We start from the raw sequence: 24,169 nt of genomic DNA on the forward strand, positions 1-24,169 counted from the left end.
TCGCAAAGCGGGGGCCCCGCCGGCGCCGGGGCTTGGCGGCCGGAGCCTCGTCGGCCGCCGCCTCGGGCTCGGGAGCGCTCGACGGCTCGACCGCGGGCGCGGGGCGCGCGGGGGCCATCAGGAAGGCCGGCAGGCCCGTGGGCTCCTCGGCCTCCGCGGCGGGCGCGGCCTCGCGGCGACGCTCGCGGCGCGGCGCGGCCTCGGCACGGGGGGCCCGCTCAGGGCGAGCCTCGGGACGGGCTTCCTGCCGGGCCTCGGCGCGCGGGGCATCGCCGCGCCCGTTCTCGTAGCGGCCCTGGTCGCCGCGATTGTCCTGACGGTTGTCCTGACGCGCGTCCTGGCGGCCATCCTGCCGATTGTCCGGACGGTCCTGGCGATCCGGCCGACCCTCGTGCCGCTCATGGCGGTAATCCGGACGGCCGTAATCCTGGCGGTCCTGACGATCCTGCCGGTTCTCCTGGCGATAATCCTGCCGCTGGTAGTCCTGGCGCTGATAATCCTGACGCGGCTGGTCCTGGCGCCGGTAGTCCTGACGGCCGTTGTTGTCGAACCGGCGCTGGTCGCGGTTCTGGAACCGGTCGCGGCCCTGGCGGCCGTCCTGATTCCCGTCCGGACGGCTCTCGTAGGGCTGCGGCTGCTGGCCGGGATCGTTGTCGTCGTAGCCGTTATAGGCGTGACCGTTCGGCGAGCCGCCATTGCCCTGGGCGTCGTCGTCGCCCTCGTCCATGTCGTCGTCGTAGGGACGACTGGCATAGCCACCGGTGTTAGCCGGCCGATTCTGGTCCTGCGCACCCGAGACAATACGGAAATAGTGCTCGCCGTGCTGAAAGTAGTTTTCGGCGGCGACCGGATCGCCGGCGGCAAGGGCATCCCGCGCGAGCTGCGCGTACTTGTCGGCGATGTGCTGCGCGGTGCCGCGGATTTTGACGTCGGGACCGTTGGATTCGTAGGAGCGCGTCAGCGGATTCGGACCCTTCGGCCGGTTCCGGCCGCGCATCCGTCGATTCTGGTTTGGTCTCATCGGTCTGTTATGACCCTCGTTCACGCAAACGACTGTCTACGGAGGCGCCCGGGCGGATCTCGTGGCGCGAACCGGCCAAGCGCATCCGGCGGCGCCGCGCGTGGGACCGCTCTTCGGTCCGCGCGTCTGCCTGACCACCCCTCGAACCGGGCGCCCGGTGAAGGCCGCCGATCCTCAGTCGATTGTCAGGTTCGAATGTGTCGTCCCGCCGCGCTGGCACCGGCGCGTTCTGGTTCGACGGGTTAGGGGGATCAGCGAACCAATCGGCGACCCATGGTCACCACCGACCTTACAGCCGTCCGTCTTAACGGACGGTTCGCGATCTTCAAGCCGACTCTAGCGTTCCCCGGTTGATGCAACAAGCAATTTTTCGGTGCCGGGATGGTCGACCCAGACTTAGGCATCCCTGTGGCCGGATAAAAGACCCTCCGGCCGGTCGAAACACAGGACTCGGTCATGACCGGCAAGATCGCGGGTCAGCCCGCGCTCGCGATAGCCGGCGGCGCGCGCGATGTCCGTGACGGCCGCCGCCTGGTCGTAGCCGATCTCGAGCACGAGGAGGCCGCCCGGGGCGAGGCGCGCGCCCGCACCGTCCAGGATCCGCCGGTAGGCGTCGAGTCCGTCGGTGCCGCCGTCCAAGGCGGCCTCCGGGTCGTGCCCGCGGACCTCGCGCGCCAGGGTCGCGATCACGGCGCGGGCGATGTAGGGCGGGTTCGAGACCACGAGGTCGAAGCGGCCGCGCAGGGCGTCGCACCAGTCGCCGGCGACGAAGCGCGCCCGGTCGCCGACGGCGTTCAGGACGGCGTTGTCCCGGGCGACGCGCAGGGCGCTCTCGGAGCGGTCGAGCCCGACGCCGGTGGCCCGCGGCCGCTCGGACAGGAGGGCCGTCAGGATGCAGCCCGTCCCGGTCCCGAGGTCCAGGCAGCGCAGCGGCGCCGCGCGCTCGGGCCGCGCCGCCAGCGCGACCTCGACCAGGATCTCGGTATCCGGGCGCGGCACGAGCGTGTCGGGCCCCAGCCGGAACGGCAGGCCCCAGAACTCCCAGGCGCCGAGGATGCGGGCGACCGGCTCTCCGGCGAGCCGCCGGGCCAGCGCCGCCGCGAGGGCGGCCGCCCCCGCCGCGCCGACGCGGCGATCCCCCTCGATCAGCAGGTCGCGGGCCTCGAGGCCGAGGAGGCCGAGCAGCAGGAACCGGGCGTCGCCCGCCGCCTCGGCGACGCCACCGGCGTGCAGGCGCGCCGTCAGCGCGCGCAGCGCCTCGCGGCGGGTCAGATCCTGCATCGCGTCCGGCGTCACGGCGCGGATCAGGCTATGCCCTCGGCGGCCAGCAACTCCGCCTGATGCTCGGTGATGAGGGCGTCCACCACCTCGTCGAGGGCGGTCCCGGCCATCACCTCCTCGAGCTTGTAGAGGGTCAGGTTGATCCGGTGGTCGGTCACGCGGCCCTGCGGGAAGTTGTAGGTCCGGATCCGCTCGCTGCGGTCGCCGGAGCCGACCTGCGCCTTGCGGTCGGCCGCCCGGGCCGAATCCTTGGCGCTGCGCTCGGCGTCGTAGAGTCGCGCCCGCAGGAGCGCCATGGCGCGGGCCCGGTTCTTGTGCTGCGACCGCTCCTCCTGGACGAAGACCACGATGCCGGTCGGCAGGTGGGTGATGCGGATCGCCGATTCGGTCTTGTTGACGTGCTGGCCGCCCGCGCCCTGGGCCCGCATCGTGTCGATCTTCAGGTCCGCGTCGTTGACGTGGATGTCGACCTCCTCGGCCTCCGGGAGCACCGCGACGGTGGCGGCGGAGGTGTGGATCCGGCCCTGCGTCTCGGTGTCGGGCACGCGCTGGACCCGGTGGGCGCCGCTCTCGAACTTGAGGCGGGCAAACACGCCCCGGCCCTTCACCTCGGCCACGACCTCGCGGAAGCCGCCGACCGTGCCCTCGCTCTCGGAGATCACCTCGACCCGCCAGCCCTTCGACTCGGCGTACTTCGCGTACATCCGGAACAGGTCGCCGGCGAACAGGGCGGCCTCGTCGCCGCCGGTCCCGGCACGGACCTCCAGGATCGCGCTCTTCTCGTCGGCGGCGTCCTTGGGCAGGAGCAGCAGCTGCAGGTCCCGGTGGGCGGCCTCGAGCGCCTCCTGCGCCTCCGGCTTCTCCTCGGCGGCGAGGGCCCGCATCTCCGGATCCGTGCCGGGCTCGTCGATCAGGGCCTCGACGCCCGCGAGGTTCTCCAGGGCGGCGCGGTAGGCGCGGATCGCCGCCACGACCGGGTCGAGGTCGGACAGCTCGCGGGAGAGCTGGACCACCGTCTCGGGATCGATCTCGCCGGAGGCGAGCTGCGCGGTGACGATGTCGTGCCGCGCCAGGATGGCGTCGAGGCGCTCGGTGGGAAAGGGGATCATCGCCCGTGTTTCTGCAGGTCTGCGCGTGCGGTTCCGGGCCGGGCGCGGGTCTCGTCCCGCGGGACGGAGCTGCGTGGCTTGGAGGGTGTAGGACCCGGCAGGACGTCCCCCAAATCCACGCCTCGTCCGTCCGAGAGCGGAAGCCGCGGCGCGTCGACCGAAATCGTCGTGGCGTTGCCGTACAACCCCGGCCGAATGTTCGGCAAGGGTCGCGTTCGCGCTTAGATAGGGATGCCGTGCGCGTGCGCGAAGGCCGTCAGCGCCGGGCGCAGGGAATCGCCGTCGTGCATCCGCGCCATCTCGGCGTCGATCAGCGCGGCGATCGCGGCCGCGTCGAGGCTCAGCACCATCGCCTTGACCGGGCCGATGGCGGCCGGCGACATCGACAGCTGCCGGTAGCCGAGGCCGATCAGCGCCATGGCGTCGAGGGGCCGGCCGCCGATCTCGCCGCACACCGTCACCGGGCAGGAGGCCGCGTTGGCCCGCTCGGCGATCAGGCGGAACGCGCGCAGCGCCGCGACGCTCAGCGGATCGAACCGGTCGGCGACCCGCCGGTTCTCGCGATCCACCGCGAACAGGAACTGCATCAGGTCGTTCGAGCCGACCGAGAGGAAGTCCGCCTCCTTGGCGATCTCGTCGATCTGGAACAGGAGCGAGGGCACCTCGATCATCGCGCCGAGGCGGCAATCGGTCGGCAGCCGGTAGCCGTGGCGCTTGAGGTAGGCCTTCTCGCGCTCGACGATGCCGCGGGCGCGCACGAACTCGTCCACCGTGGCGACCATCGGGAACATGATCTTGAGCGGGTCGCCGTCGGCGGCCTTCAGGAGGGCGCGCAGTTGCATGCGCAGCAGCGCCGGCCGGTCGAGGCCGATGCGGATCGCCCGCCAGCCCAGCGCCGGGTTCTCCTCCTCGAGCTTGGCCATGTAGGGCAGGATCTTGTCGCCGCCGATGTCGAGGGTGCGGACCGTGACGGACTTGCCGGCCGAGGCCGCGAACACCTTGCGGTACAGCTCCTCCTGCTCGGCCGCCGACGGCATGCGCTGGGCCACCATGAACTGCAACTCGGTGCGGAACAGGCCGACGCCCTCGGCCCCCGTCTCCTGCAGGTGGCTGAAATCCACCAGCAGGCCGGCGTTGAGGTGGAGGCCGACGCGCACGCCGTCGCGGGTCTGGGCCGGGACGTCGCGCAGCGCCCGGTACTGCTCCTGCCGGCGGGCGCGCAGGCGCACCATCTCGGCGTAGGCGGCCTCGACCTCGGGACCGGGCCGGACATGGATCTCGCCGGCCACGCCGTCGACGATGATCGCGTCGCCGGCGTCGCACAGGGCGGTGGCGTTCTCGACCTCGCCCACCGCCGGGATGCCGAGCGCCCGCGCCACGATGGCGACGTGGCTGGTCGGACCGCCCTCCTCCAGGACGATGCCGCGCAGGGTCGAGGCCTCGTAGTCGAGGAGCGCCGCCGGACCCATGGTGCGCGCCACCAGGATGGCGTTCTCGGGCAGCACCAGGGCGCCGGCCGCCTCGGGGCCGATCAGGGTGCGCAGGACGCGGTTGGCGAGGTCGTCGAGGTCGTGCAGCCGCTCGCGCAGGTACGGATCGGACTGCCGCATCATCCGGGCGCGGTTGTCCGACTGGACCCGCTCGACCGCGGCCTCCGCGGTCAGGCCGGAGCCCACGGCCTCGCGCATCCGGCGGAGCCAGCCCTTGTCGTGGGCGAACATTCGGACGGTCTCGAGCACCTCGCGGGACTCCGCCGTGCCGATCCGGTCGCCGCGCTCCACCAGGGCGTCGATCGCCGAGCGGACCTCCTCGATCGCCGCGTCGAGGCGCGCGACCTCGCGCTCGACGTTCTCGGCGATCAGCGTCTTCACCACGACGCGGGGCTCGTGCAGCACCACGTAGCCGAGGCCGATGCCGTCCGCGAGGGCGATGCCCCGGGCCAGGACCGGGCGGCGGGCCGCGGTGCCGGCATCCGGCGCGAGCCCCTCCAGCTCGCCCGAGGCGATCATCTCCGAGAGCACCATGGCGGTGGTCTGGAGCGCCTCGATCTCCTCCTCGGAGTAGACGCGGTAGGTCTTGTTCTGGACCGTCAGGACGCCGAGCGTGTTTCCGGCGCGCAGCAGCGGCACGCCCAGGAAGGCGTGGTAGGCCTCCTCGCCCGTCTCAGGCCGGTACGAGAAGGCCGGGTGGTTCTGGGCGTCCGAGAGGGAGAGCGGCTCCGCCGTGCGCGCGATGAGGCCGACGAGGCCCTCGTCGGTGCGCATGCGGGTCTGGTGCACCGCCTCGCGGTTCAGACCTTCCGTGGCGAACAGCTCGAGGGTGTTGTCGTCGCGCAGCACGTAGACCGAGCAGACCTCGGCCACCACGTTGGCGGCGATCAGGACGACGATGCGGTCGAGGCGCGCCTGGGGGCTGACCGGCTCCGCCATCGCTTCGCGGAGGCGGCGCAGCAGCAGGCGCGGGCCTCCGGGCGCAGCGGGCATCGGTTCGTCGTTCCAGCGTCGGTGAGCGGCCTTGGCGTCGACCACCCTGCAACCTTGGCGCCAGACCCGGGACGGCCGGCGCCGGATGGACCGGGTCGCTGGTCCCAGAGGCGTTCTGGGATCGGCGGATCGGCCCGTGACTGTTCAGTTCACACCACGCGCCCCGCTCGAACCCGCGTCCCAGGCTCAGGCCTGATCCAGGCCGTATAGCGAGTGAAGCGTGCGCACGGCAAGCTCCGTATAGGCGGCGTCGATCAGCACGGAGAACTTGATCTCCGAGGTGGTGATCGCGCGGATGTTGATGCCCTTCTCAGCGAGCGCCCGGAACGCCTTGGCGGCGACGCCCGCGTGGCTGCGCATCCCGACGCCGATCGCCGAGACCTTCACCACGTCGGTGGCGCCCTCGATCTGCGCGTAGCCGATCTGCGTGCGGGCCTCGTCGAGGATCTTCCGGGCACGCTCGTACTCGGCGGACGGCACCGTGAAGGTCATGTCGGTGGTCGACTGGTCGCCCGACACGGTCTGGATGATCATGTCCACGTTGATGTTGGCATCCGCCAGCGGCCCGAAGATCGCGGCCGCGACGCCCGGGCTGTCCTTGACCTTGCGCAGGGTGATCTGCGCCTCGTCCCGGGAGAAGGCGATCCCGGTGATGATCTGCTGTTCCACGATGTCGTCCTCGTCGCAGATGAGGGTGCCCGGGCGCGCGGCGTCCGGCGGATCGAAGGAGGACCGGACCGTGGTCGGCACCCGGTGGACCATGGCGAGCTCGACCGAGCGGACCTGCAGCACCTTGGCGCCCAGCGAGGCCATCTCCAGCATCTCCTCGAAGGTGACCCGCTCCATGCGACGGGCCTTCGGGACGATGCGCGGATCGGTGGTGTAGACGCCGTCCACGTCCGTGTAGATGTCGCAGCGCTCGGCCCCGATCGCGGCCGCCACGGCCACCGCGGAGGTGTCGGAGCCGCCGCGGCCCAGCGTCGTCACGCGGCCGGTCTCGTCGTGGACGCCCTGGAAGCCGGCGATGACCGCGACCTCGCCCTTGGCGAAGCCCGCCTCGAGATTCTTCGGGTCGATGTCGGCGATGCGGGCCGAGCCGTGCGCGTCCGACGTCACGACCGGGATCTGCCAGCCCTGCCAGGAGCGGGCCTTGAGCCCGTCCTTCTGCAGGGCGATGGCCAGGAGGCCGGCGGTGACGAGCTCGCCGGACGCCACGACGGCGTCGTACTCGCGCGGATCGTAGATCGGGTTCGCGTCCTTGACCCAGTCGACCAGTTCGTTGGTCTTGCCCGACATGGCGGACACGATGACGGCGACGTCGTAGCCGGCCGCCACCTCGCGGGCGACGTGGCGCGCCACGTTGCGGATGCGGTCGACGTTGGCGACGGAGGTGCCGCCGAATTTCATCACCAGACGGGGCATGGTCTCTCGGTCGCGGGTTCCCGGTGGCGATTGGACGGGCCGCTGCAGCCCCGTCCGGACGGTGCCCGGCGGGTACAAGCGGCCCGGAGGAGTGTCAACAACCGGCCAAGCATGGCGCCCGCGCGCCGCGGCGACTTCCGGGTGATCGCCGTGCTAGAGCGCGGCCACGACGCAGCCACGAAACCGCGCGGCGGATCCCGGCCGCCGGCATGAGGACGGAACACGCATGGACAGGTCAGCCACGGACCGGGTCACGGAAGGGTTCGTCGACCGCGGCGAGGTCGCGCGCTTCGACGCGCTCGCCGCCACGTGGTGGGACGAGACCGGCCCGATGCGCGTCCTGCACCGGTTCAATCCGGTGCGGCTCACCTACATCCGCGACGCCCTCTGCCGCAGGTTCGGCCGCGACCCGAAGGCGCCCTTCCCCCTCGACGGGCTGACGATCTGCGACGTTGGCTGCGGCGGCGGCGTGCTCTCGGAGCCGCTGGCCCGGCTCGGCGCCCGGGTCACCGGCCTCGACCCGGCCGAGCAGAACGTCGCGGTGGCCCGGGCCCACGCCGAGGCGGCCGGGGTTCCGGTGGATTACCGCGGGCAGACCATCGAGGCGGTGGTCGCCGGCGGCGAGAGCTTCGACGCGGTGCTGATCATGGAGGTCGTCGAGCACGTCTCCGACATGCCGGCCTTCGTGCGGACCGCCTGCGCGGCGGTGAAGCCCGGCGGGATGCTGTTCGGGGCCACCCTGAACCGCACGCTGCGCTCCTTCGCACTCGCCATCGTCGGCGCCGAGTACGTGCTCGGCTGGCTGCCGCGCGGCACGCACGACTGGGAGAAGTTCGTGACGCCGGACGAGCTCGCCCGCGCGATCCGGGCCGGTGGGCTCGACGTCACCGACACGGTCGGCGTCGTCTACAACCCGCTGACGGACGGGTGGCGCACCAGCCGCGACAAGGCAGTGAACTACATGGTCGCGGCCGAGCGGTCGGCGTGAACCGGACGCGTCCGCCGCCGTTGCCATCGCGGCGGAGGGCGCGGCGATGCTCGAGAAGATTCCCGGTGTGCTCGGCGAAGCGCTGTCGGGGCTGAAGGCGGGCCTGGAGAAGACGACGTCCCGCGCGGACTTCCCCGACGTGCCCGAGACCGTGACGCTGTCGAGCCCGGCCTTCGCCGACGGGGCGGACCTGCCCGCGCGATTCACGGCCGACGGCGCGGGCGTGTCGCCGCCCCTCGCCTGGAGCGGGCTGCCGGCGGGCACCGCCGCCCTCGTCCTCCTCGTGGAGGATGCGGGCAGCCCGACGCCCCGGCCGCTGGTCCATCTCATAGCCTGGTCGGTCCCGCCGGAACCCGCCGGCCTGCCGGAGGGCGCGCTGCCGAGGCCCGGCCACGCGGGCACCGTGGAAGCCGTGGGCCGGAACAGCTTCCTGCGCGCGGAGTGGCTGCCGCCGGACCCGCCCACCGGCCACGGGCCTCACCCGTACCTCTTCCAGATCTACGCGCTGCGGCAGCCCCTCGCACTCGCCGAGGCGCCGGGCCGCGGCGCGCTGATCGAGGCCATGCGCGGTCAGGTCCTCGCGAAGGGGATATTGACCGGCGTTTACCATCGTCCCTGATCCGGCCGATACCGGTGCGATACAGCTCAGCCCTGCAGAACTCGCGCGTTGTGCCGCATTCGTGATCTCAGTATTGTGTCGACCAACGAAGCGGTCTGGGCAGACCGCCTGAAAATGGCTGGAGATCGAGCCTGTGGGCGTCGGCGTGCGCACGAAGCGGCGGGGCGGCAGCAGTGTGGCGCGCGCGCTCGCTGTGTCGGATGTCGGGACTTGGACCTGGCACATCGCCGACGATGTTCTGCGGTGCGACCCCGTCGCCGCGACCATGCTGGGCCTGCCCAGGACGAAGGCCGGCAGCGGCACGACCTTCGGAAGCTTCCTGGACCGCATCCACCCGGAGGATCAGCGTCGGATCGCGTCGACCCTCGACGACCTCCGCCGGCAGGGCGGCCTGTACATCGCGCAGTACCGGACCGTACCGGAGCCGGGCGAGGTCCGGTGGATCCTCGCGCGCGGCCGCTTCATCCTCGACGCGCAGGGTGGCGTCAGCGAGGCCCACGGGATCGTCATCGACGTGACCGAGCGCGGCCGCGACGGCTTCCTCGACGAATCCGCTTTCTGCGCGACCGACGTGGCGGCCGGCGGCATCGACCGCGTCGCCGAGATGGCCCTCGCCCTCTACAACGCCGCCGAGGACGGCCTGCCCCAGCCGGGGTTCGAGCGCCTGAAGCCGCTGCTCGACGTGCTGCTGCACGAGATCGGCCGGCAGCTCGTGCTCGCGCCGGCCGTGCCGGATCTCGACAGGGTTCACTGAGCCGCCCCCCCGCTCGATGCCCGTCGCGCCTTGCCTTCCGGGGGCGAATCCTGATATGGCCGCGCCATCCCGCGATGCGTGAGCCGTGATCGCCGGACGCGACGCCGCGTCCAGCCTCGTGACCACGTTCCCGACACCCTACACAACGGACGGCCCTCCGGGCTCGAGAGACCCATGAAGATCCGCAACTCCCTCAAGTCCCTGCGTGGCCGCCACCGCGACAACCAGCTCGTGCGCCGCAAGGGCCGGGTCTACGTGATCAACAAGACCCAGAAGCGCTTCAAGGCCCGCCAGGGCTGAGGCCGCTCCGCCCGGTCAGGCCGGGTCGGACGACGATCGACGTTGGGACGGCCGTACCCGAAGGGGCGCGGCCGTTTCCGCATGCGCGCGGCACCGCGGCACGTTGACGGATCCCGGGCCGGCGCACAGTCTGGCCGCATGACGCCAACCCGCCTCCTCGCCGCCCTGGTCTGCCTGTCGGGCCTCGCCCTGGACATCCCGGCGGCGCGGGCGGCTCCGGAGGCCGGGCGTCCCGGCCGCGCCGCCCCCGAGGGGAAGCCAGCCCCCAAGCCGCCGAGCCTCGACGACCTGTTCGCCCGCCTGCGCGCCAGCGAGGACCCGGCCGAGGCCAAGGGCATCGCCCGGCTGATCGAGCGGCGCATGGCCGGGTCGGGCAGCCCGACCGCCGACCTCCTCACCGACCGCGCCCGCCAGGCGGTCACCGCACACGACTTCCCCCTGGCGGCCGAGCTGATGGACCGCGTCACCGCCCTCGAGCCGAACTGGTCGGAGGGCTGGAACCGCCGCGCGACGGTGTTCTGGCTCCTGTCCGACAAGGACGACGCCCTGGCGGACCTGCAGCGGGCCCTGGTGCTGGAGCCGCGCCACTTCGAGGCCTGGGCCGCGATGGGCCGGATCTACGAATCGCTCGACGACAAGGCGCGGGCGCTGGCCGCCTTCCGGCGGGCGCGGTCGCTCTACCCGCAGATGGAGAAGATCGGCGAGGCGATCAACCGTCTCACTCCGGAGGTCGACGGCCGCGACCTGTGAGCCGGGTGACCGCTTTCCTCCTCACCCTGCTGGTCCTGCCCTTCGCCCTCGCCGGGCTCTTGCTCGCGGCCGGCGCGCTGGCGACGCTGGTCATCACCCTGCGGGTCGGCGCCGCCCACCCGCCGGCCGGCCCGTTCGTGGCGGTGACCGGCGGCCGGCTCGCGACCCTGCAGGACGGGCCGGCCGACGGGCCGCCCGTCGTGCTCCTGCACGGCGCCTCGGCCAACGCGTCGGATCCCATGGAGGGGATCGGACGCCGGCTCGCGGCGCGGGGTTTCCGGGTGATCGCGTTCGACCGGCCGGGCTTCGGCTGGAGCGACCGGATCGGTGGCGGCGACACCGCGCCCCCCGCGGCGCAGGCCGGACTGATCGCGGAGGCGCTGGAGCGGATGGGCGTAGGCCCGGCGCTCGTCCTCGGCCATTCCTGGGCCGGCGCCCTCGCCCTGGCCCTCGCCCTGGACCATCCGGACAGGGTGTCGGCCCTCGCCCTCGCGGCGCCGGTGGCGATGCCCATGCCGGACCGGATGCCCGACCTGCCCTGGTACTGGCGGCTCGCCGTGACCCCGCCGGTGGCGTGGCTGCTCAGCCGGACGGTCGGGCCGCCCATCGCGCAGCACTTCCTGCCCGAGGCGGCGCGCCGGGTCTTCCAGCCGCAACCGCCGCGGGCGGATTACCCGGACCTGGCGCGGTCGGACCTGGTCCTGCGGCCCGGGACGCTGCTCGCCAACGTCCAGGACCTGCTCGGCCTGCCGCGCGCCCTCGCGGCGCAGAGCCCGCGCTACGGCGCGATCCGCGTGCCCACCCTGGTGATCTCCGGCGAGGCGGACCCGATCGTCCGCGCCGACACGCAGGCGGTGCCGCTGGCCCGCGCGATCCCCGGCGCGCGGCTGGTGCTGCTGCCGGGCATCGGCCACATGCTCCAGTACGTCGCCGCCGATCGGGTCACCGAGGAGGTGGCCCGACTCGCCGGCGCGACGGGCGCGGCCGGACCGGAGCCGGCCGTCGCGCACTGACGCGCCGGCCGATCCCGCTCTAATATCCCGGCGCCGTCAGGCCTTCTCGGCGTGCTCGCGGGTGATGAAGGTCAGCCGCACGAGGTTGGTGGCGCCCGGCGTGCCGAACGGCAGGCCGGCCACGACGATCACCCGGTCCCCCACGGCGGCGAACTTCTCGCGCACGGCGAACTTGGCGGCGCGGAACGACATGTCGTCCACGTCGCTGGCGTCCTTGGTGACGATCGGGTGCGTGCCCCAGGCCAGCGCGAGGCGACGCGCCGTCTCGCGCCGCGGCGTCAGCGCGATCACGGTGGCGTTCGGGCGCTCGCGCGACAGGCGCAGGGCCGTCGAGCCGGAATTGGTCCAGGCCATGATCGCGTCGAGGCTCAGCGCGTCGACCATCTGGTGCGCCGCCGCCGCGATGGCGTCGGCGGCCGTCTCGTCGGGGGTCGCGCTCTGGGCCCGGATGATCGACCAGTAGATCGCGTCCCGCTCCACCTGCTCGGCGATGCGGTTCATGGTCTCCACCGCCCCGATCGGGTGGGCGCCCGAGGCGCTCTCCGCGGAGAGCATCACGGCGTCCGCCCCTTCGTAGACCGCCGTGGCGACGTCGGAGACCTCGGCCCGGGTCGGCACCGGCGCGGTGATCATCGATTCGAGCATCTGGGTGGCGACGACCACCGGCTTGCCGTAGCGCCGGGCGCCGCGGGTGATGCGCTTCTGCACGCCCGGCACCTGCTCCAGCGGCATCTCCACGCCGAGGTCGCCGCGGGCGACCATCAGCCCGTCGGAGATCTCGATGATCTCGTCGAGGCGCGCCAGCGCCTGCGGCTTCTCGATCTTGGCCATCACCAGGGCGCGGCCGGCGCATACCTTCTTCACCTCGGCCACGTCCTCGGGCCGCTGGACGAACGAGACGGCGATCCAGTCGGCGCCGGCGTTCAGGCCGGCATCGAGGTCGGCCCGGTCCTTGTCGGTCATCGCCGGCACCGGGATCACGGTGTGCGGCAGGGACACGCCCTTCCGGTTCGAGATCCGGCCGCCGACCTCGACGCGGGTCACGGCACGGTTGTGCGACGTCTCGAGCACGGTCAGCCGCAGCTTGCCGTCGTCGACCAAGATGGCGTGGCCCGGCTCCAGCGCCTCCAGGATCTCCGGATGCGGCAGGTGGCAGCGGGCGGCGTCGCCGGGCGTCGGGTCGCCGTCGAGCACGAAGGTGGCGCCGGCCTCGATCATCGCGGCACCCTCCGCGAAGGTGCCGAGCCGCAGCTTGGGTCCCTGCAGGTCGACCAAGATGCCGATCGGCCGCTTGGCCTCGCGCTCGATGGTGCGGATCGCCTCCACCTTCTCGGGCAGCTTCTCGCGCGGGAGGTGGCTCATGTTGAGCCGGAATACGTCGACGCCCGCGCGGAACAGCCGCTCGATCATCTCCGGCGAATCGGAGGCCGGACCGAGGGTGGCGACGATCTTCGTGCGGCGGGACCGTTTCAAGCGTATTTCCTCCGTGTTCTCGTTGCCGCGCGGCGTCGAGCGCCGGCGTTTGAAAGATCTGGCTCAGGGAGCGCAGACCGGCTGTGAGCATCCCGGGCCGGATAGCGTCAAGACCGCAGTCTCGGCCGCCGCCTTCACATTACGGTTTCGCCGGCGCGTCCGGCCGGTTCGGATCCGTGAGCTGGATGGTCCAGCTCTTCTGCTCGCCGGTGTCGACTTCGAAGAAGCCGTTGCGGTCGTAACCGCGGGCGAGACAATCCTCGATGCCGCGAATCGTGAACTCCGAATCGCGGGTGCACATCAGCGAACGGCCGCTCCACTCGCCGCCGCGCGTGTAGTCGACCGCGAAGACGTAGTAGAACCGGGCGGCCAGCGCGCCCTTGAGCAGCGTCTCGCAGGCCTTCGGCGCCAGGTCCCACCAGCCCTCCGTCACCCAGCCCTGGGGATCGCGGTAGCCCAGCGAGATACCGACCTTGCTGGCGGTCTGGTTGCACAGGCGCAGGTCCGCCCGGGCGGGGCTCGCACTCAGGAGTGCGAGGCCGAGGACCGTGACTGCCGGGAGGAGCTGGGCCGCCGAGACGCGAGAGTTAATTGACGAGGATGATGCGGCAGTCGTTGACATTGGTACAGGTCGGACCGGGGTTCACGAGGTCGCCGAGGGCCGCGAAGAAGGCGGTGGAGTCGTTCTGCTCCAGCATCGCGGCCGGGTCGAGGCCGGCGGCCCGGGCCCGTTCGAGGGTCGTGGGGTCGACGAGGCCGCCCGCCGGGTCGGTGGCGAGGCCCCGCCCGCCGTCGGTCCCGTCGGTGTCGGCGCTGATGCCGAAGATGCCGGGCTCGCCGTCGAGCGCCACCGCCAGCGCCAGGGCGTATTCCTGGTTCGGGCCGCCGTGGCCCTCGCCGCGGATGGTGACGGTGAGCTCGCCGCCGGAGATCAGCGCGACGCGCTTGCCGGCCGCCTTGTGGCGCTTGGCCTCGGCCGCGTGCTCGGCCGCGACCTCGCGGGCCTCGCCCTCAAGGTCGGCGCCCAGCAGGATCGGCTCGTAGCCGGCCGCGCGGGCTGCCTCGGCGGCGGCGTTCAGGGCATCGATCGGCCGGGCGATGATGCGGTACTCGGCGCGGGCGAAGGCGGGATCGCCGGCCTTCGGCGTCTCGTTGTTGGGGTCGTTCAGGAGGCGCACCGCCTCCTCGGGCAGCGGGATGCCGCGCTTCTCGCAGATGGCCCGGGCATCGGCCAGGGTCGACGGATCGGGCACGGTCGGCCCGGAGGCGATCACCGCCGGATCGTCGAAGGGCACGTCGGAGATCGCCAGCGTCAGCACGCGCCGGGCGTTGCGGGCCGCGAGGGCCAGGCGGCCGCCCTTGATCCGCGAGATGTGCTTGCGCACCGTGTTGATCTCGCCGATCGGCGCGCCGGACCGGAGCATCGCCCGCGTGATCGCCTGCTTCTCGATGAGCGTCAGGTCTCCGGCGGGGGCGATCCAGTTGGCCGAGCCGCCGCCCGAGAGCAGCACCAGGACCTCGTCGTCGGGCCCGGCCTCGGTGGCGAGCCGCAGCGCTTCGCGGGTCGCCGAGATGCCGGCCTCATCGGGGACCGGGTGGCCCGCCTCGACCATGTGGATGCCCGGCGCCTCCTGCCCGTAGCCGTGCCGCGCCACCGCGAGGCCGACGATCCGGTCGTCACCCAGCCCGTGCTTCTGCCGGTAGAAGCGGCTCGCCACGGCGCTCATGCTGCCCGCGGCCTTGCCGGCGGCCAGGATGATCAGGCGGCCCGGGCTCGGCTCCGGCAGGTGCGGCGGCAGGCAGAGATCCGGATGGGCGGCGCGGATCGCGGCCGTGAGGATCGAATCGAGGAGCGCGCGCTGGTCCCGGGTGGCCGCGTCGGTGACGGGCGGAACGGTGTCGGTCATGGCGTCGAACGGGCTCCTCTCTCCATTGTGTCGCGCGATCCCCGCCCGTTTCTTCCCTGGGCGGCGGGCCCGTTTCTTGCCGTGAGCGCACGATCCTTGATAGGTGATCTGCCCGAGCGGCCGCGCGACGGCAAGCGCCATCGGTGCCCTCGCACAGATCTGAAGACCTCTCTGAAGACCTCGGAGCCCCGTGACCCGTCCGGAGACAGAATCGCCCCCCCCGCCCGCGCATCCCTGCGAGATCATTCCCGGCGACCCCGCCTGCGGCCTCGTCATCGCCTGCGACCACGCCTCGAACTTCGTGCCGCCGGACATCGAGCTCGGCGTGCCCGCCTCGGAATACGCCCGGCACATCGCCTACGACATCGGCGCGGCGGCGGTGACGCGGAGCCTCGCGGCGCAGCTCGGCGCCCCGGCGATCCTGACGAACTTCTCCCGCCTCATCATCGACCCGAATCGCGGGCGCGCCGATCCGACGCTGGTGATGCGCCTCTCCGACGGCGCCGTCGTGCCGGGTAATGCCCGGATCGACGAGGCCGGGAAGCAGGCCCGGATCGCGCGGTTCTACGCGCCGTTCGACGCGGCCATCGACGGCGCGATCGCCGCCGCGCAGGCCGCGGGCCGGCCGCCCGTGCTCCTGACCATGCACAGCTTCACGCCCTACTGGCGCGGGATCGCGCGCCCCTGGCAGGTCGGCATCCTGTACGACCGGGACGAAAGCTTCGCCCGCCCGCTGATCCGCGCGCTGGAGGCCGATCCGGCCGGGCTCACCGTCGGCGACAACGAGCCCTACGGCGGCGGCCTGCCGGGCGACACGATCGACCGCCACGCCACCGCGCGCGGCCTCGCGAACGCCCTGGTGGAGATCCGCCAGGACCTGATCGCCGGCGCGGACGGCCAGGCGGAGTGGGCCGCGCGCTTCGCCCGCGTGCTGCGCCCTCTGCTCGCGGCTTGATCTCCGCCGGGCCGGCCCCGAAATCGGGTGTGGCCCGCCCGACCCGAAGAGAGTTGCGACCGATGAGCGAGATCGATCCCAGGACCCAGACGGAACTCGAGGCCGCGGTCTTCCGCCGCCTCGTCGCGCATCTGCGCAACCGGACCGATGTGCAGAACATCGACCTGATGAACCTGGCGGGCTTCTGCCGGAACTGCCTGTCGAACTGGCTGAAGGACGCCGCCGACGAGACGGGCGTCGCGCTGACCAAGGACGAGAGCCGCGAGGCGGTCTACGGGATGCCCTACGCCGAGTGGAAGGCGCGCTTCCAGACGGAGGCGAGTGCGGAGCAGCAGGCGGGCTTCTCGGCCGCGCAGGCCAAGGACCATTGATGCGGCGGCCGGACGGCGGCGAATCGGCTAAGCTTCCGGTAAGGCGGGCCCGTTAACCACGGGTCCAGGGCGCAACCGCGCCGTGCATTCGGGAGAGCCCCATGAACGCCCATTCGATGCCCACCGCCGCGCAGCGGCCCGGCGGCGACGTCTCGTCGGCCGAGGGCGTGGCCGCGGACGAGCTGAAGCAGTTCATCGAGCGCCTGGAGCGTCTCGAGGAGGAGAAGGCCGGCATTATGGGTGACATCAAGGAGGTGTTCGCCGAGCTGAAGGGCCGGGGCTTCGACGCGAAGGCCGTCCGGACGATCCTGCGCATCCGCAAGCAGGATCACAGCGAGCGCCAGGAGCAGGAGGCGATCCTCGAGCTCTACATGCAGGCACTCGGCATGGCGTAGCCGGAACGGGCGGCGAGAAGTCCGCCCGGTCCGCGCCTGCCGCATCCGACGGAGCCGCACAGCGGTGTTCGACGAGGCGACGGTCGGTAACAGCGATCGGGCGTCGGTGAACCGCCCCCCGGCCCGCTTCGGGCCGTCGATGGCCGGGATGGTCGCGGCGCTTAAGGGGCTGCCGCGAAGCCTCTCGGCGATGAGGAGCCGGACCGAGCACGCAGTGCGGACACGTCGCGGACGGAAGCTCCGCGCGACCGATCCGCGTCACGATCCCGAGCCGTGACGGACGCGTGACGGATCCTCGGGACCGTGTCCCGAGGATCCGCCGGACAGAACCCCCTCCCCCAGCGGGAGAGGAAACAGTCTCAGGCGGCGCGCTTGGCCCGGTTCAGCAGCTTGCGATTGACCAGCACCTCGGCGATCTGGATCGCGTTGAGGGCCGCGCCCTTGCGCAGGTTGTCCGAGACACACCAGAAGTTCAGGCCGTTCTCCACCGTCGCGTCCTCGCGGATGCGCGAGATGTAGGTCGCGTCCTCGCCGGCCGCCTCGTGGGGGGTCATGTAGCCGCCGTTCTCGCGCTTATCGATCACCAGCACGCCGGGGGCGGCGCGCAGGATCTCGGTCGCCCTCTCGGCGGTGAGCGGCTGCTCGAACTCGACGTTCACCGATTCCGCGTGACCGATGAAGACCGGCACGCGGACGGCGGTCGCCGTCAGCTTGATCTTTGGGTCGAGCATCTTCTTGGTCTCGGCGACCATCTTCCACTCTTCCTTCGTGTAGCCATCCTCCATGAACACGTCGATGTGGGGGATGACGTTGAAGGCGATGCGCTTCGTGAACTTGCCGCCCTGCTTGATCTCGCCGGCGGTGAACACGGCGCGGGTCTGGTTGAACAGCTCGTCCATCGCCTCCTTGCCGGCGCCGGAGACCGACTGGTAGGTCGAGACGACGACGCGCTTGATCGTGGCCGCCTCGTGGAGGGGCTTCAGCGCGACGACCAGCTGGGCGGTCGAGCAGTTCGGGTTGGCGATGATGTTGCGCTTGGTGAAGCCCACTACCGCGTCGGCGTTCACCTCGGGCACGATCAGCGGCACGTCGGCGTCGTAGCGGAACGCCGACGAGTTATCGATGACCACGCAGCCCTGCTGGCCGATGCGGGGCGACCACTCCTTCGACGCCTCGCCGCCGGCCGACATCAGGCAGATGTCGGTGTCGGAGAAGTCGTACGTGTCCAGCGTTTTGACCTTGAGCGTCTTGTCGCCGTAGGAGACTTCCTGACCCTGGCTGCGGCGCGAGGCCAGCGCCACGACCTCGTCGGCGGGGAAAGCCCGCTCGGCCAGGATATCGAGCATCTCGCGGCCCACGTTGCCCGTGGCGCCGACGACGGCGACCTTGTAACCCATCTCTCGTCTCCGCGCGGAAAACCCCGACCGATCCGGGTGCCGCGCCTGTGCCAGTACAATCGGCCGAAGGATCGTTCGTGCCGGACGCGCCCGCCAAACGGGCGCGGCCGCAGACCCCGTCCTCCGCGGAGGTGGGGGCGACGGCCGGGTCGAGCAAGGCGCGCAAGGGCGCGCGCTGTCAAGGCCGCCGACGGAGCAACACTCGATTCACCCTGCCTCCGGAAACCCGGTGACGGCCTCGGGCCGGCAGAGGGAATTCAATCCTTCGGCGCGACGCTGGCGACCACCCCGCGGCCTCCCGCCGCCACGGAGCACGCCCCTGACCGGAACAGCGCCCCTCGTCGATCGGATCGGGCTCGCCGTGCCGGGCGGCCGGGCCGCGCGCGCGGCGGACGCCCCGGTCTCCCCGGGATCTCTCGGCCTGCGCATCGTCCTCGCCGCGGCGGCGATTGCCCTCCTGTGGGCCCTCCCCCGCTGGCCCGGCGAGGCCCCGGCCTCCGCGCCCGCGGCGCCGCCGGCCGCGGAGACCGCCTTCATCCCGTCGGTCCAGGCCTCGCCGGCGCCGCCCGCGGCCTCGGTCGCCCAGTTCGGCCTCGCGGAACCCGGGCTCGATCCGGTGCGCGTGTCCGCCCGCGTCGATCCGCGGACCGGGCTGCGCGAGGACACTCTCGTCCGGGGCGACGTCGCGGCGATCGAGGCGCCGGCGCTGCGCGTCCAGCTCACCCGAGGGCCCCGCTCCGGCGCACCGCCGACACTCTTCGTCCTCATGGCCCGGCGCGCCGCGAACGGTCCGGCCCTCGACCGGCCGGCCTTGGCGGTGGCCCGGACCGGCGCCCGCGACCAGATCCGCACCAAGTTCGGTGCGGTCGAGACCCTGGAGGTGACCTTCGCGGGCCCCGCGCAGCGGACCTGCACCGGCTTCGTCACCCGCGACACGGCTTTCCAGCTCGACGGATGGCTCTGCGCGCCCCTCGCGCGCCCGCCGGAGCCGCAGGCCCTCGGCTGCATGCTCGACGCGCTGAGCCTCGTCGACCTCGCCGATGCCGCCACGACGGCGGCCTTCTCGGTCGCGCCCGATCCGGCGGGCGCGTGCCCTGCATCGGCCGGGACAGAGCCTCCCGGGAGAGCCGGATCATTAATCCGGCGGCCGCAAAATAAAAAATGAGGCCGGAGTGTGGCAAAACGCACAAGCTCAGCCATAAGGGCGGAACAACAGCCTCGCCCAAGCGTCTTATCGTCAAAGGCGGCGAACTGTTAAGCTTCGGTCGCCATACTGATGGCACTCAAGGACAAGGTTGGCCATGCGCTCGCTCAAGATCGCCCTTCTCGGCGTCGTCGCCGCCACCGGCCTCGGCGCCCTGGCCTCCGCGCCGGCCCAGGCTCAGGATGGCTACGTCCCCGGCCCGATCTACCGGGTCAGCCGGCCGCTCCCGATCCGCGTGCGCCCGCGCAGCTGGCTCGACGCCGGCAACGTGCCGCTGACCTCGAACGTTCCGGGCGCCGGTGGCTCGCGCAACCCGGCCCTGAACCCATACCTGATCGCGGCGTCCAACCAGCTGACCCCGCCCTACGGCCCGACGGACCGCTTCGGCCGGGGCATCCTGCCGGATCCGATCACCAACGGGCCGTTCATCGGCGCCCGTTCCTCGGCGATCCGCAACGTCGACCTCTCCTTCGTCGACCGGCTGGACCCGACCTCGCCGCTCTACGGCCGCCCCTACTGAGCGGCCCGAACAGGCACCATCACGTTCGCGAAGCGCGGGTCCTCGGGCCCGCGTTTTTCGTTGGCGGGCATGCCCGGCCACGCCTTCACCGGGGCCGGATATCCTGTATGCCAAGTGCCGCGGGAGCGCGTGGGCTGCCGAGACCGGGAACTGAGCGATGAAGCCGTTCGACTGGGTGACCGGGTATCCGTCGCTGCGGATGCCGATGTTCGGGCGCAACTGCGTGGCGACCTCGCACGCGCTGGCGGCGCAGGCCGGCATCCAGATGCTCCAGGCCGGCGGCAACGCCGTCGACGCCGCGATCGCCACGGCGGCCGCCAAGACCGTCACCGAGCCGTGCAGCAACGGTCTAGGCTCCGACGCCTTCTGCATCCTGTGGGACGGGAAGGCGCTGCACGGCCTCAACGCTTCGGGCGGGGCTCCGGCCGCCTGGAGCCGGGACTACTTCCTGCAGAAGTACGGCGCCGCCGAGCGGCCACCGATGCGGGGCTGGGACTCGGTCACCGTGCCGGGCGCGGTCGCCGCCTGGGCGGCGCTGAGCGAGCGCTTCGGCCGCCTCCCCTTCGCCGACCTGATGCAGCCCGCGATCCGCATCGCCGAGCGGGGCTACCTCGCGCCGGTGGTGGTCCAGCAGAAATGGGCGGCCGCGGCCCGGATCGAGGCGATCACCCGCCAGCCGGGCTTCTCCGAGTTCTTCCTGCCGCGGGGCCGGGCGCCGGATGTCGGCGAGCTGGTGACCTTCCCGGGCGCCGAGAAGACTCTGCGGCTGATCGGCGAGACCAAGGGCGAGGCCTTCTACAGGGGCGAGATCGCCGAGGCGATCGCCGCGCACGCGCGGGCCAACGGCGGCGCGATGACCGCCGCCGACCTCGCGGCGTTCCGCCCCGAATGGGTCACGCCGACCGCGAAGGACTATCACGGCTACACGCTGCACGAGATCCCGCCGAACGGCCAGGGCATCGCGGCGCAGATCGCGCTGGGCCTCCTCGAGCAGTTCGACCTCGGCGGCCTGCCGGTCGATGGGCCGGAGTCGCAGCACCTGCAGATCGAGGCGATGAAGCTCGCCTTCAGCGACACCTACCGGTACGTCGCCGACCCGCGCGGGATGGAGGTGACGCCGGAGGCCATGCTCGACCCCGCCTACCTCGCGGAGCGCGCCAAGCTGATCGACCGGAACCGCGCCCAGGTCTTCGGGCCGGGCAAGCCGCCCGCGGGCGGCACGATCTACCTCACCGCGGCCGACGAGTCCGGCATGATGGTGAGCTTCATCCAGTCGAACTTCATGGGCTTCGGGTCGGGCGTGGTCGTCCCGGGCTGGGGCATCTCCCTGCAGAACCGCGGCTACGGCTTCGTGCTCGATCCGGAGAGCCCCAACGTGGTGGCGCCCGGCAAGCGCCCTTTCCACACCATCATCCCAGGCTTCCTCACGAAGGACGGAGCCCCGGTGATGAGCTTCGGCGTGATGGGCGGCAACATGCAGCCGCAGGGGCACGTCCAGACCCTGGTGCGGATGATCGACCACGGCCAGAACCCGCAGGCGGCCTGCGACGCGCCGCGGTGGCGGGTGAACGAGGGCCTCGACATCAACGTCGAGGCGGCGATGCCGGGCGCGACGCTGGAGCGCCTGAAGGCCCTCGGCCACCAACTCGAGGTGATCGAGGACAGCTACCAGGATTTCGGCGCCGGCCAGTTCATCTGGCGGATGGGCGATCCCGCCGTCGAAGGCTACGTGGCCGCGAGCGACCCGCGCCGCGACGGGCAGGCCGTCGTCTGGTGACGCGCTACTTGACCTGCACGCTGTCCACCACCTGGCGGAACTTGGCGAGGACTCCGTCGCGCTGATCCTGCCGCACGACGCCGAGGGCGCGGACGTAGCCGTCCGGTGCGAACCGGATGGTCTGCATGACCACGACGGGCTGGTTGGTCGGCTGATCGAGGGCGCGGGCCACGATCTCGTGCCAGTCGACGCCGTTCGAGCGGTAGCTCTGCGCCCGCTCGATGACGAAGTCCTTGAGGGTCTGATTGGACGCCAGGGCGGCGCGGGCGAAGCCGTCCCGCTGCTCGGCCCCGGGCGGCGGCTGCACGGCCTGCGCGAGGACGAGGATCGGCTGTTCCAGATTCTGCATCTGGTCCTTCGGGCCGCTGGTGAGGAGGACCGAGTTGCCGGCCATCACCCGCACGGGCCGGAAGCCCGCCATGTCGGCGATGCGGAAGGGCAGCGCGTCGACCTGCTGGGTCAGCGACAGGGCCGGCCGGAGGGTGACGCCGGTCACCATCTTGCGCATCGAGGCCTCGGTCTCGGCGTCGGGCAGCGCCTGGGCGATGATCAGCCCGGTCAAGGTCGGCGTGCCGACCACGAGGATCCACTTCCGGATCGCCGGCGCGGACGAGCCGGGATCGGCGGGCTGCTCACCGGTGTAGAGCATGCCCTCGTTGTCGCCGATCTTGACCTCCTCGCGCTTCTCGACCGCGAAGCCCTGGCTGAGGAGGTTGGCGTCGGTGAAGCCGCTGACGAGCTCCGCGAAGGCGTTCGCGGGCAATTCGACGACCGACACGGTCGCGCCACCCTCCTTCCGCTCGAAGCCCGAGAAGCGCCGCGACAGCGACATGTCGGCGGGCGGGTCGAAGCCGAAGCGCGAGCCCGCGGGATAGACGGGATCGCCGGCCCGGGCGACCGAGCCGAGGCTGGCCGCCAGCGCGGCTGCGCACAGAACCCGTCCGAGACGCAGCGTCAGGTTGCGCATCCGCATCGAAAACCGGTTCTCCTGGTGGACCCAACTTTGGGTTAGTCCGCACCCGATGGGTCTGCCGGGCGACCTGTTCTGTCAAGCCGGCAACGCGGCGCGCCTGCGTTCACGATGAAGGGAAAGCGCGAGCGCGGCGGCGGCGCCGATCCCGACGCCGTAGGCGAGGAGATTCCACGGCGAGAAGATGGAGCCGAGGAGGAGCTGACCCGGCAGGGTCGTCCGGAAGGCGTCCAGGGCCGGCGTATGGACGAGCCGGCTGGTCTCGATGAGCGCGGCGGCCGCGACGGCGGCGATCAGGCAGGCGCGCAGGCCCCAGCCGCCGGGTCGCAGGGCCGCGACCAGAAGAAACAGCATGGCCCCCCACAGGATCCCGCCGCCGTAATGGTGGATCGCGAGCGGCAGGCCCCAGTGCGGCACGCGCAGCAGCAGGCCGAGGGCGATCACCGCGGCCGCGAGGCCGAGATGGGTCGCGCGGGCCAGCGGCAGCGCCCGACGCGCGGGCGCGGCCGGCACGGCCGGCCAGGGCGCGATGCCGTTCACCCGCGCGACCAGCGTGTAGGACACGATCATCAGCAGGAACCACGACGAGAGCTTGGCCACCGGGACGATGGACCAGTGCTGCCGCTGGTTCGGGTAGAGCCACGTGCCGGACAGCGTGCCGAGATTCTCGGCGAACCAGATGAACAGCGCGACGAGCAGCAGGCCGAGCAGGAGCGGCATGGTGCGGTGCTCCCGCCAGACCTTGAAGTACACGGTCGCGGGGGCGAAGGCCGCGACCGCGACCGCGATGAGGCCGACGCGCAGGTCGATGCCGCGATGGTCGATGAGGAAATTGACGTAGATCGCCACCGACAGGACCGCGAGCAGGCGCAGGCTCGGGTGCCGCGTGAAACGGAAATCGAACAGGCGCCAGACGCGGGCGAGATAGCTGCCGACCGCCGCGTACATGAAGCCCGTGAACAGCGGGACGCCGCCGAGCCGGAACAGGTTCGCCTCCGGGTAGACCCAGCTGCCGATCGCGGTCTTGTGGATCTCCATGGCCGTGCCGATGACGTGGAAGACCAGGATCACCCGGGCCTCCGACCACGTCTCCATCCGCAGCCGCAGCATCGCGACCTGGAGGACGAGGGCGGCGAGGAACAGCGCGTCGTACCGGGCGATGGGCGCGTGGGCCGGCCAGAGGAGGCGCGTGCCGAGCATGAGCGCCAGGAGCAGGCCGCCGAACAGGCAGGCCCAGCCCTGCTTGAGCCCGAACCGGACGAACTCGTAGAGCCCGGCCGTGACGCGCCCGCGCGCCAGGGCCGCCTCCTGGAGGCGGGCCTCGGCCGCGACGAAGCCGGCGAGCGCGGGCCACTGCGCCGCCGCGCTGACGCGCCCGCCGGGGATCGCCGGCGGCATCGCGGTGGGCCCCGGCTCCGGATCTCGCTCGCGCGTCATGGTGTGTGGCGCGTCATGGCGTG

Annotated in this window: 23 protein-coding genes and 1 pseudogene; 12 read left to right on the plus strand and 12 right to left on the minus strand. The window is 72.0% G+C overall.

Annotated elements, in window-relative coordinates:
- From ACLBYE_RS04995 to ACLBYE_RS05015, 5 genes are all read right to left on the minus strand, one after another.
- The coding region (locus tag ACLBYE_RS04995) for a DUF4167 domain-containing protein (protein ID WP_447693294.1) at positions 1-997 on the minus strand (997 nt) is incomplete at its 3' end.
- A 420-nt stretch (positions 998-1,417) separates the two neighbouring features.
- The gene (gene prmC, locus ACLBYE_RS05000; protein WP_447693295.1) at positions 1,418-2,317 is read right to left on the minus strand and encodes a peptide chain release factor N(5)-glutamine methyltransferase; all 900 of its coding nucleotides are present in this window, start codon (positions 2,315-2,317) and stop codon (positions 1,418-1,420) included.
- A gap of 8 nt (positions 2,318-2,325) precedes the next feature.
- On the minus strand, positions 2,326-3,411 hold the full coding sequence (gene prfA / locus ACLBYE_RS05005) for a peptide chain release factor 1 (RefSeq protein WP_447693296.1): 1,086 nt from the start codon (positions 3,409-3,411) through the stop codon (positions 2,326-2,328).
- Positions 3,412-3,632: 221 nt separating this feature from the next.
- Entirely contained in the window at positions 3,633-5,894 is a 2,262-nt protein-coding gene (gene ptsP, locus ACLBYE_RS05010; RefSeq protein WP_020091506.1) for a phosphoenolpyruvate--protein phosphotransferase, read from the minus strand.
- A 186-nt stretch (positions 5,895-6,080) separates the two neighbouring features.
- Complete coding sequence (locus tag ACLBYE_RS05015) at positions 6,081-7,316, minus strand: aspartate kinase (RefSeq protein ID WP_447693297.1); 1,236 nt, start codon at positions 7,314-7,316, stop codon at positions 6,081-6,083.
- Positions 7,317-7,542: 226 nt separating this feature from the next.
- Between ACLBYE_RS05015 and ubiG the strand changes: the two genes are divergently transcribed.
- The 6 genes from ubiG (at position 7,543) to ACLBYE_RS05045 (ending at position 11,740) form a co-directional block, all read left to right on the plus strand.
- Positions 7,543-8,304 carry a bifunctional 2-polyprenyl-6-hydroxyphenol methylase/3-demethylubiquinol 3-O-methyltransferase UbiG gene (ubiG, locus tag ACLBYE_RS05020; protein ID WP_447693298.1) on the plus strand — a complete coding sequence of 254 codons (762 nt, stop codon included), beginning with the start codon at positions 7,543-7,545 and terminating at the stop codon, positions 8,302-8,304.
- 46 nt (positions 8,305-8,350) lie between these two features.
- The gene (locus ACLBYE_RS05025) at positions 8,351-8,923 is read left to right on the plus strand and encodes a YbhB/YbcL family Raf kinase inhibitor-like protein (RefSeq protein ID WP_447693299.1); all 573 of its coding nucleotides are present in this window, start codon (positions 8,351-8,353) and stop codon (positions 8,921-8,923) included.
- A 175-nt stretch (positions 8,924-9,098) separates the two neighbouring features.
- Positions 9,099-9,677 (plus strand): PAS domain-containing protein, encoded by a 579-nt coding sequence (locus ACLBYE_RS05030; protein WP_447693300.1) that lies wholly within the window; start codon positions 9,099-9,101, stop codon positions 9,675-9,677.
- A 174-nt stretch (positions 9,678-9,851) separates the two neighbouring features.
- A complete protein-coding gene (gene ykgO, locus ACLBYE_RS05035) occupies positions 9,852-9,977 on the plus strand; it encodes a type B 50S ribosomal protein L36 (RefSeq protein ID WP_003601867.1) in 126 nt (41 codons plus the stop codon).
- Between the two features lie 138 nt (positions 9,978-10,115).
- Positions 10,116-10,727: a tetratricopeptide repeat protein gene (locus tag ACLBYE_RS05040; RefSeq protein WP_447693301.1), complete on the plus strand. Its 612-nt coding sequence runs from the start codon at positions 10,116-10,118 to the stop codon at positions 10,725-10,727.
- Positions 10,724-11,740 carry an alpha/beta fold hydrolase gene (locus tag ACLBYE_RS05045; RefSeq protein ID WP_447693302.1) on the plus strand — a complete coding sequence of 339 codons (1,017 nt, stop codon included), beginning with the start codon at positions 10,724-10,726 and terminating at the stop codon, positions 11,738-11,740. The genes ACLBYE_RS05040 and ACLBYE_RS05045 overlap by 4 nt, the downstream gene beginning before the upstream one ends.
- Positions 11,741-11,776: 36 nt before the next feature.
- On the opposite strand, the gene pyk is transcribed toward ACLBYE_RS05045, so the two are convergent.
- The 3 genes from pyk to ACLBYE_RS05060 all read right to left on the minus strand — a co-directional run bounded on the left by pyk (position 11,777) and on the right by ACLBYE_RS05060 (position 15,120).
- Positions 11,777-13,213 (minus strand): pyruvate kinase, encoded by a 1,437-nt coding sequence (gene pyk, locus ACLBYE_RS05050; protein WP_029359061.1) that lies wholly within the window; start codon positions 13,211-13,213, stop codon positions 11,777-11,779.
- 139 nt (positions 13,214-13,352) lie between these two features.
- Positions 13,353-13,835, minus strand: a complete 483-nt coding sequence (locus tag ACLBYE_RS05055) for a DUF1036 domain-containing protein (protein WP_447693303.1) — start codon at positions 13,833-13,835, stop codon at positions 13,353-13,355.
- Complete coding sequence (locus tag ACLBYE_RS05060; RefSeq protein WP_091978400.1) at positions 13,801-15,120, minus strand: glycerate kinase type-2 family protein; 1,320 nt, start codon at positions 15,118-15,120, stop codon at positions 13,801-13,803. Before ACLBYE_RS05060 ends, ACLBYE_RS05055 begins: the two co-directional genes overlap by 35 nt.
- A gap of 190 nt (positions 15,121-15,310) precedes the next feature.
- Between ACLBYE_RS05060 and ACLBYE_RS05065 the strand changes: the two genes are divergently transcribed.
- The 3 genes from ACLBYE_RS05065 to ACLBYE_RS05075 all read left to right on the plus strand — a co-directional run bounded on the left by ACLBYE_RS05065 (position 15,311) and on the right by ACLBYE_RS05075 (position 16,841).
- Entirely contained in the window at positions 15,311-16,075 is a 765-nt protein-coding gene (locus ACLBYE_RS05065; protein WP_447693304.1) for an N-formylglutamate amidohydrolase, read from the plus strand.
- Between the two features lie 62 nt (positions 16,076-16,137).
- Positions 16,138-16,446: a DUF1244 domain-containing protein gene (locus tag ACLBYE_RS05070; protein WP_020091496.1), complete on the plus strand. Its 309-nt coding sequence runs from the start codon at positions 16,138-16,140 to the stop codon at positions 16,444-16,446.
- A 116-nt stretch (positions 16,447-16,562) separates the two neighbouring features.
- A complete protein-coding gene (locus tag ACLBYE_RS05075; protein WP_026604676.1) occupies positions 16,563-16,841 on the plus strand; it encodes a DUF2312 domain-containing protein in 279 nt (92 codons plus the stop codon).
- Positions 16,842-17,200: 359 nt separating this feature from the next.
- Here ACLBYE_RS05075 and ACLBYE_RS05080 read toward each other — a convergent pair whose 3' ends face one another.
- Positions 17,201-18,238, minus strand: coding sequence for an aspartate-semialdehyde dehydrogenase (locus ACLBYE_RS05080; protein ID WP_447693305.1), 1,038 nt, complete (start codon positions 18,236-18,238; stop codon positions 17,201-17,203).
- Between the two features lie 361 nt (positions 18,239-18,599).
- Between ACLBYE_RS05080 and ACLBYE_RS05085 the strand changes: the two genes are divergently transcribed.
- The 3 genes from ACLBYE_RS05085 (at position 18,600) to ACLBYE_RS05095 (ending at position 21,739) form a co-directional block, all read left to right on the plus strand.
- The gene (locus ACLBYE_RS05085) at positions 18,600-19,403 is read left to right on the plus strand and encodes a hypothetical protein (RefSeq protein WP_447693306.1); all 804 of its coding nucleotides are present in this window, start codon (positions 18,600-18,602) and stop codon (positions 19,401-19,403) included.
- A 136-nt stretch (positions 19,404-19,539) separates the two neighbouring features.
- Positions 19,540-19,962, plus strand: coding sequence for a hypothetical protein (locus ACLBYE_RS05090; RefSeq protein ID WP_020091493.1), 423 nt, complete (start codon positions 19,540-19,542; stop codon positions 19,960-19,962).
- Positions 19,963-20,119: 157 nt separating this feature from the next.
- Positions 20,120-21,739 (plus strand): gamma-glutamyltransferase family protein, encoded by a 1,620-nt coding sequence (locus ACLBYE_RS05095; protein ID WP_447693307.1) that lies wholly within the window; start codon positions 20,120-20,122, stop codon positions 21,737-21,739.
- Between the two features lie 4 nt (positions 21,740-21,743).
- Here the strand turns inward: ACLBYE_RS05095 and ACLBYE_RS05100 are convergent, their stop codons facing one another.
- The 3 genes and pseudogenes from ACLBYE_RS05100 to ACLBYE_RS05110 all read right to left on the minus strand — a co-directional run.
- Positions 21,744-22,712 carry a hypothetical protein gene (locus ACLBYE_RS05100; protein WP_447693308.1) on the minus strand — a complete coding sequence of 323 codons (969 nt, stop codon included), beginning with the start codon at positions 22,710-22,712 and terminating at the stop codon, positions 21,744-21,746.
- A 75-nt stretch (positions 22,713-22,787) separates the two neighbouring features.
- A complete protein-coding gene (locus ACLBYE_RS05105) occupies positions 22,788-23,222 on the minus strand; it encodes a ribosomal maturation YjgA family protein (RefSeq protein WP_447693342.1) in 435 nt (144 codons plus the stop codon).
- A pseudogene (locus tag ACLBYE_RS05110) lies at positions 23,202-24,107 on the minus strand (DUF817 domain-containing protein); the annotation flags it as partial. The pseudogene ACLBYE_RS05110 and the gene ACLBYE_RS05105, both read right to left, overlap by 21 nt.
- Between the last annotated feature and the right edge of the window lie 62 nt (positions 24,108-24,169).

The sequence above is a fragment of the Methylobacterium sp. A52T genome (genome assembly GCF_053346095.1).

Bases quoted from the DNA above. Each gene is read 5' to 3' on its own strand.
- prfA (WP_447693296.1), bottom strand. From the start codon at position 3,411: ATGATCCCCTTTCCCACCGAGCGCCTCGACGCCATCCTGGCGCGGCAC.
- ptsP (WP_020091506.1), bottom strand. From the start codon at position 5,894: ATGCCCGCTGCGCCCGGAGGCCCGCGCCTGCTGCTGCGCCGCCTCCGC.
- ACLBYE_RS05015 (WP_447693297.1), bottom strand. From the start codon at position 7,316: ATGCCCCGTCTGGTGATGAAATTCGGCGGCACCTCCGTCGCCAACGTC.
- ubiG (WP_447693298.1), top strand. From the start codon at position 7,543: ATGGACAGGTCAGCCACGGACCGGGTCACGGAAGGGTTCGTCGACCGC.
- ACLBYE_RS05025 (WP_447693299.1), top strand. From the start codon at position 8,351: ATGCTCGAGAAGATTCCCGGTGTGCTCGGCGAAGCGCTGTCGGGGCTG.
- ykgO (WP_003601867.1), top strand. From the start codon at position 9,852: ATGAAGATCCGCAACTCCCTCAAGTCCCTGCGTGGCCGCCACCGCGAC.
- ACLBYE_RS05040 (WP_447693301.1), top strand. From the start codon at position 10,116: ATGACGCCAACCCGCCTCCTCGCCGCCCTGGTCTGCCTGTCGGGCCTC.
- ACLBYE_RS05055 (WP_447693303.1), bottom strand. From the start codon at position 13,835: ATGTCAACGACTGCCGCATCATCCTCGTCAATTAACTCTCGCGTCTCG.
- ACLBYE_RS05060 (WP_091978400.1), bottom strand. From the start codon at position 15,120: ATGACCGACACCGTTCCGCCCGTCACCGACGCGGCCACCCGGGACCAG.
- ACLBYE_RS05070 (WP_020091496.1), top strand. From the start codon at position 16,138: ATGAGCGAGATCGATCCCAGGACCCAGACGGAACTCGAGGCCGCGGTC.
- ACLBYE_RS05075 (WP_026604676.1), top strand. From the start codon at position 16,563: ATGCCCACCGCCGCGCAGCGGCCCGGCGGCGACGTCTCGTCGGCCGAG.
- ACLBYE_RS05080 (WP_447693305.1), bottom strand. From the start codon at position 18,238: ATGGGTTACAAGGTCGCCGTCGTCGGCGCCACGGGCAACGTGGGCCGC.
- ACLBYE_RS05090 (WP_020091493.1), top strand. From the start codon at position 19,540: ATGCGCTCGCTCAAGATCGCCCTTCTCGGCGTCGTCGCCGCCACCGGC.
- ACLBYE_RS05095 (WP_447693307.1), top strand. From the start codon at position 20,120: ATGAAGCCGTTCGACTGGGTGACCGGGTATCCGTCGCTGCGGATGCCG.
- ACLBYE_RS05100 (WP_447693308.1), bottom strand. From the start codon at position 22,712: ATGCGGATGCGCAACCTGACGCTGCGTCTCGGACGGGTTCTGTGCGCA.